Source organism: Mesorhizobium sp. M7A.F.Ca.MR.176.00.0.0 (genome assembly GCF_004023165.1).
Lineage (GTDB): Bacteria > Pseudomonadota > Alphaproteobacteria > Rhizobiales > Rhizobiaceae > Mesorhizobium.
The window spans coordinates 1-6149 of sequence record NZ_RZTC01000194.1 but is presented as its reverse complement, the minus strand read 5'-3'; the positions used below and the strand labels follow the sequence as shown (position 1 = coordinate 6149).

The following is a 6149-nucleotide window of genomic DNA, read 5'->3' as shown; positions in this document are numbered from 1 at the left end:
GCAGCTTCGAGGCTTCCTGCGGATTGTCGGCCAGCCAATGGTCGAACGGATCGCGCGCGCCGACGAGAGGGTGCGCCGACGGCAGGAAAAAGAGGTGTCGCGCAAGAGCGCGGTGCGCAAACTGCGGCTGCCGGGCAAGCTCGCCGATTGCACGCAGAATGCCGCGGCCGGCGCTGAACTGTTCATCGTTGAAGGTGACTCGGCCGGCGGCTCAGCCAAGCAGGCGCGGGACCGCGCCAGCCAGGCGGTGCTGCCATTGCGCGGCAAGATCCTCAACGTCGCCAGCGCCGGCAACGACAAGCTCGCCGGCAACCAGCAGATCTCGGACCTGATCCAGGCGCTCGGCTGCGGCACGCGGTCGAAATACCGCGACGAGGATTTGCGCTACGACCGCGTGATCATCATGACCGACGCTGATGTCGACGGCGCCCATATCGCCTCGCTGCTGATCACCTTCTTCTACCAGGAGATGCCGGCACTGGTGCGTGGTGGCCACCTCTATCTGGCGGTGCCGCCGCTTTACTCGATCAGGCAAGGCGGCAAGGTCGCCTATGCCCGGGATGACGCGCACAAGGACGAGCTCCTGCGCACCGAATTCACCGGGCGCGGCAAGGTCGAACTCGGCCGCTTCAAGGGCCTGGGCGAGATGATGGCGGCCCAGCTCAAGGAAACCACCATGGATCCGAGGAAGCGCACGCTGCTCAGGATCGACGTGATCGACGCCGAGGCGGCGACCAAGGACGCCGTCGATGCGTTGATGGGCACCAAGCCGGAAGCCCGCTTCCGCTTCATCCAGGAACGCGCCGAATTCGCCGAGACGGAAGTGCTGGATATCTAGCCATCAGCCGGTTTAGCTTGCGCTTCTGATATGGAGACCAGCGTGTGATTGCGGCACGGCTGAAAGGCTATTTCGAAACCAGTTTGACCGACCTGACGCAACCGACGCGCTCGGACTGGATTTTCGCTCTTCGCACCGTTTCAGCCGGCCTGATCGCACTGCTGGCCGCCTACGCCCTAAAACTCGACCACCCGCAATGGGCCATGATGACGGTGTTCATCGTCGCCCAGCCGGTTGCCGGCATGGTGCTGGCGAAGGGCTTCTACCGGCTGCTCGGCACGCTGGTCGGCGGCGTCGCGGCGATCGGTATCACCACCGTATTCGGCACCAACCCCTGGGTGCTGGTGACGGTGCTTGCCGTCTGGATCGGCATCTGCACCTTCGTCTCGTCGCTGCTGCGCAATCCGGAAGCCTATGGCGCCGCGCTCGCCGGCTACACCGCAATGATCATCGGCCTGCCCGCCTTCGGACAGCCGCATCTCGTCGTCGACCTCGCGATCGCGCGATGTGCCGAGATCGTGCTTGGCATTGTCTGCGCCGGCCTGACCAGCCGCCTGATCCTGCCAAAACTGGCCAGCGACGCCATCGTCTCGCGCCTGAAACGCTGCATCCTCGATCTTGCCACCTATGCCGACGGTGCGTTCTCCGGCGGCGACCCGGCAACGCTGTCCGCGCTGCACCGGAAGCTGATCACTGATGCCCAGACGCTCGGCGAGATGCGCGCCTATGCCAGGCTCGAGGCGCCAAGCTTCGCGCCGCGCGCCCATCCGGTCCGGCGCACCATCGGACAGCTGCTCTCGGCCCTGTCGGCGGCACGCGCGCTGCATTCGCACGCCGCTCCGAAGAATGCGGCGCTCATTCCGGTACGCTCGGAACTGCAGTCGCTGGTCAGCGAGCTGGCGACCAAGCCCGGCGCGCTGAACGATACGGCGCTGTGGATGGCTCGGCTCGATGCGATTGCCGGAAACGCCCGGCAAATGCCCGATGCCTCGACCGAACAGGGCGACGACAGGGTCGGCACTATCACCCGCCTGACCATCGCCGCCGATTTCGCCGATGCGCTCAAGCAGGTGCTGCGCGGCCTCGACGCCCTGCGCGCGCCTGCCACGCGCCTGGCCAGGGGCAGCAGGCAGCCTGCGCTGGTGGTGCATCGCGATTACGCCGGCGCATCGCGTAACGCCTTGCGTGCTGCCCTTGCCACGCTGCTGGTCGCGGCCTTCTGGTTGACGACGAAATGGTCGGAAGCGGCCGGCACGGTCATCCTCGTTGCTGTCGTATCGAGCCTGTTTGCTGCTCGCCCCGACCCTGTGCAGGTCGCCTGGGGTTTCTTCAAGGGAACGGTGCTCGCTTTGCCCTTTGCCTTTCTCGTCGGCCAGATCGCGCTGCCCGCTTTGCCGGGCTTCGGCTGGTTCATGCTGTTTGTCGTGCCCATCCTTGTACCGACGGCGCTGGCCATGGCCAATCCACGCTATGTCGGCGTGGCGACGGCCTTCGCCATCAACTTCCTCGCCTTCCTGAGCCCGCACCAGGCGATGACCTACGATCCCGTACCCTTCTTCGCCGGGTCGGCGTCGATCCTGGTCGGCATCCTGCTGGCGATCGGTGTCTTCATCGTCGTGCTGCCAGCCGATCCGTGGCTCGCGGCCAACCGCATCGTGCGCGCCATGCGCGAGGATCTGGCGCGGCTTTGCCTGCATGAGCGGGTGCCGAGGCGGTCGGCCTTCGAGAGCCTCGCCTACGACCGCATCAACCAGCTGATGCCGCTGGTGCAGAATGCCGGTCAGAAGGGCGATGCGGTTCTGGGCGGCGGAGTCGCCGCCGTCACCGTCGGCCTGGAGGTCCTTCGGCTGCGCGATGCAAGCCAAAGCCATGCCATTCCATCCGAGACCGCGCTTTCGATCGCCAACTTCCTGAGGGGACTGGCGCGCGAACTGCTTTTCCGCGCGCCCGGCGATCCACAGACCTCGACCGTCGCCGTCGCCCGGCAGTACGCAGCGAACATCGCCGAGCGAAACGGCACCGGCGAATTGCTACAAATCGCAGCATCGCTGCGCATCATTGCCGCGGCGATGGAGGATTTCCCGGACTTTTTCGCGAGGGATAAAGGCTAAGCCGCCGCTATCGCCAGTGCGTGGCCGCGTGCGTTCTCGCGCAGCGCGTCGAGATGGATCGACTTGACCAGCGTGGCAAGATCGCCTTCCGCGGACTGCCCGCCCTCCTCCTTGAGCATCAGCCAGCTGACCTCTTGCACACCGGCGACGCGCTTGCCGTTGGCAACCTCGCGCCAGATCTTCAGCGCACGCAGGATGATGGCATGGGTGACTGCGGCAAGTCCTGCGCTGCGGAACAGCGCCTGCAAGGCGACATCATGCCCGCCGGCAAGCAGCGCCCTTACCCTTTGTTCGGACTGCTGGCTGAGCGCGACCAGCGCCGAGCCGAAGAAATCGACCTTGCCATGCGCGATGGTGCGGATCAGAAAGCTCGCGGTAAGGTCGCCGCGCAGCCTGAGATGCTCGATCAGGGCCGCATGTTCTTCCTGGCGCGTGCCTTCTATCAGCGTCACCGAAGCCTTGACGCAGGCGTCGCGCATGACGCGGTCGGCTCGCGCCGCGCCCATCATCGCCATCACCAGTGGCGACGTTTTCAACATTTCGCCGAGCTTGACGAGCAGCATATGCCGACAGTCGGCCGGCAGCCTGATATCCGATATCAGCGCCTCGCGCACCAGCGGCAGGTGCCCATGCCGTTCGGCCATGCGGCGGAAGCTGAGCGAGGCGATGTCGGCGCCGCTGTTGGCGAGCAGCACCGCGCAGGCGTCCGCCTCGCCGATCTCGGCGATGGCCGCCGACAGCGCCATCGAGACGAGTGGCCGGTCGGCGATCAATTTCTGTGTCGCCTTCGGACTTGAGGCCACGCGGTTGATCAGGTCGGCGTCGGTGAGCAGCGGCGAGCGCGCCAGCACCACGCCGGCGACTTCCGGCTGGTCGGAGGCCAGCACGCTGATGATCTGCATTGGCGCTTGGTGGCTCATCGACAGCGCCTCGGCCATCGCCAGCCGCACCTTCGACGAGGCATCGTCGAGCAATAGCGTCAGCGCCGCCTCGGCGGCGCAACGGTCCTCGAAAGGCAATTCGGAATTGATATAGGCCCGGGCCAGAGCGCTCGCCGCCGCTGCACGCTCCGACACCCTGGCGGTGTAGATCCATTTCAGGAAATGCGAAACAACAACCATGCCCGCCTGCTTACGTCCCTTGTCAGAAGCTTCTGACCCCACTGACGACCGTAGGCAGAATTGGTTTACGAACCGTTCACCATGTTCATTAACTGGCTTGCGAGGCTGATTTGCAGCGCCTATCACCGTCAAGCACCTGAGGAGAAAGAAATGGCCGGGCTTTATCTCGAAGAGTTCGTTGTCGGCCATGTCTTCCAGCACACGCTGCGCAAGACCGTTACCGAAAGCGACAACATGCTGTTTTCGGTAATGACGCTGAACCCGCAGCCGCTGCATATCGACTTCGATTTCGCCGCCAAGAGCGAATGGGGCAAGCCGCTGGTCAACTCGCTGTTCACGCTCGGCTTGATGATCGGCATTTCGGTCAATGACATCACAGTCGGCACTACGGTCGCCAATCTCGGCATGAAGGAGACCGTGTTTCCGCATCCGGTCTTCCATGGCGACACCATCCGGGTCGAGACGACAGTCATCTCGGTGCGCGAATCCAGGTCGAAACCCGATCGCGGCATCGTCGAATTCGAGCATCGCGCCTACAACCAGCATGGCGATCTCGTCGCCAAATGCACCAGGCAAGCGATGATGCTGAAGAAGGCGATCTGACGCATGCGTTCGCTGCTGTTCGTCCCTGGCGATTCCCAGAGGAAACTGGAAAAAAGTTTTGGTGCCGGCGCCGACGTGATCATCGTCGACCTCGAAGATTCCGTGGCGCCGCACAACAAGGCGCTGGCGCGCGAGGTGGCGGCGCGCTTCATCCTGGAACGCAGGGCGCAAACCAGTTCAGCCATCTATGTCAGGGTCAACGACCTCACGACCGGCCTGACGGATGACGATCTGGTGGCGTTGGTGCCGGCACGACCCGACGGCATCATGCTGCCCAAGTCGAACAGCGGCCAGGATGTACAGCATATGTCGGCAAAGCTCAGGGTGCGCGAGGCCGAAAATGATCTGGCCGACGGCGCAATCAAGATCCTGCCGATCATCACCGAAACGCCGGCAGGCGTGCTGGCGGCGGCGACCTATACCGGGACAAGTGCGCGGCTTGCCGGCCTCACCTGGGGCGCTGAAGACCTGTCGGCGGCGATCGGCGCGCGCAGCGCCCGCGACGAGCATGGCCGCTACACGGACGTGTTCCGACACGCTCGCACCATGACCATACTTGCCGCCGGTGCGGCGGAGGTCGAGGCGATCGACACCGTCTTCCCGAATTTTCGCGACATGGCGGCCTTCGAAGCGGAATGCACCGAGGCCGAGCGCGATGGCTTTACCGGCAAGATGGCGATCCACCCCGATCAGGTGCCGGTCATCAACGCCGCCTTCACGCCGTCGGCCGAGGCCGTGAGACAATCGGCAGCAATCGTCGCCGCGTTCGCGGCAGCGGGAAGTCCCGGCGTTGTCGGCATTGACGGCAAGATGTTCGATCGACCGCATCTGCGGCTAGCCGAGCGGCTTCTGGCGCGGGCAAAGGCGGCAGGTGTTTCCGCCTGAGCGCCTGCTACCAAACCAATGGGATCAGGCGGTAACGGACCCGGGCCACATAGTCGTCATAGCCGCGCAGGCCGGTGCGAAGCGTCTTCTCTTCAATGAAGGTGCGGATGGCCAGGAGAACGACGATCACGAGTACCGACGCCAGCCCCCACCAGGAACCAAGCAGAAGTGCAGTGCCGGCGAAGAAAAGGATGGCGCCAGCGTACATCGGATGGCGGACGTAGCTGTAAGGCCCCGTGGAGATCACACGTTGTCCGCGTTCATCCTGGATCTTCACCACGGGCGCCGCGAAACTGTTCTCCAGCATCGTCAGATAGCAGATCCAGATTCCGAGCAGCAGGACGAGCGCGCCGACCACCTGCACCCAGACGGGAACCACGGACCAGCCGAAACGGACGTCGAACCCCATGAATATCTGCGAACCAAAGATGGCGAACAGTAGTATGGACAGCAGGACCTTGTCGGCCGTGTCCTGATTCTTCTGGATGGGAGAACTCAGCCGCTCATTCATCAGGCCGGGATCGCGCCTTGCCAGCGCCACGCCCAAGGTGAGACTGAGCCCCACCATCCCCACCAGATAGACCCAGGCCC

6 protein-coding genes are annotated in these 6149 nt (G+C 64.3%); 4 read left to right on the top strand and 2 right to left on the bottom strand.

The window, feature by feature from the left end:
• Positions 1-838, top strand: an 838-nt coding sequence (locus EOB59_RS33210; protein ID WP_245486863.1) for a toprim domain-containing protein, incomplete at its 5' end; no start/stop codon positions are given.
• Between the two features lie 44 nt (positions 839-882).
• The gene (locus EOB59_RS33205) at positions 883-2949 is read left to right on the top strand and encodes an FUSC family protein (RefSeq protein WP_128290193.1); all 2067 of its coding nucleotides are present in this window, start codon (positions 883-885) and stop codon (positions 2947-2949) included.
• Here the strand turns inward: EOB59_RS33205 and EOB59_RS33200 are convergent.
• A complete protein-coding gene (locus EOB59_RS33200) occupies positions 2946-4070 on the bottom strand; it encodes a DUF2336 domain-containing protein (RefSeq protein WP_127395787.1) in 1125 nt (374 codons plus the stop codon). The two genes, EOB59_RS33205 and EOB59_RS33200, sit on opposite strands and share 4 nt — an antisense overlap.
• 150 nt (positions 4071-4220) lie before the next feature.
• Here EOB59_RS33200 and EOB59_RS33195 point away from each other — a divergent pair, with 150 nt between their 5' ends.
• Both EOB59_RS33195 and EOB59_RS33190 read left to right on the top strand, forming a co-directional pair.
• Positions 4221-4673: a MaoC family dehydratase gene (locus EOB59_RS33195; RefSeq protein WP_023810497.1), complete on the top strand. Its 453-nt coding sequence runs from the start codon at positions 4221-4223 to the stop codon at positions 4671-4673.
• A 3-nt stretch (positions 4674-4676) separates the two neighbouring features.
• Positions 4677-5558, top strand: a complete 882-nt coding sequence (locus EOB59_RS33190; protein WP_128290192.1) for a CoA ester lyase — start codon at positions 4677-4679, stop codon at positions 5556-5558.
• A 7-nt stretch (positions 5559-5565) separates the two neighbouring features.
• Here the strand turns inward: EOB59_RS33190 and EOB59_RS33185 are convergent.
• Positions 5566-6149 (bottom strand): isoprenylcysteine carboxylmethyltransferase family protein (locus EOB59_RS33185; RefSeq protein WP_164895828.1); only part of this gene is annotated, 584 nt, incomplete at its 5' end.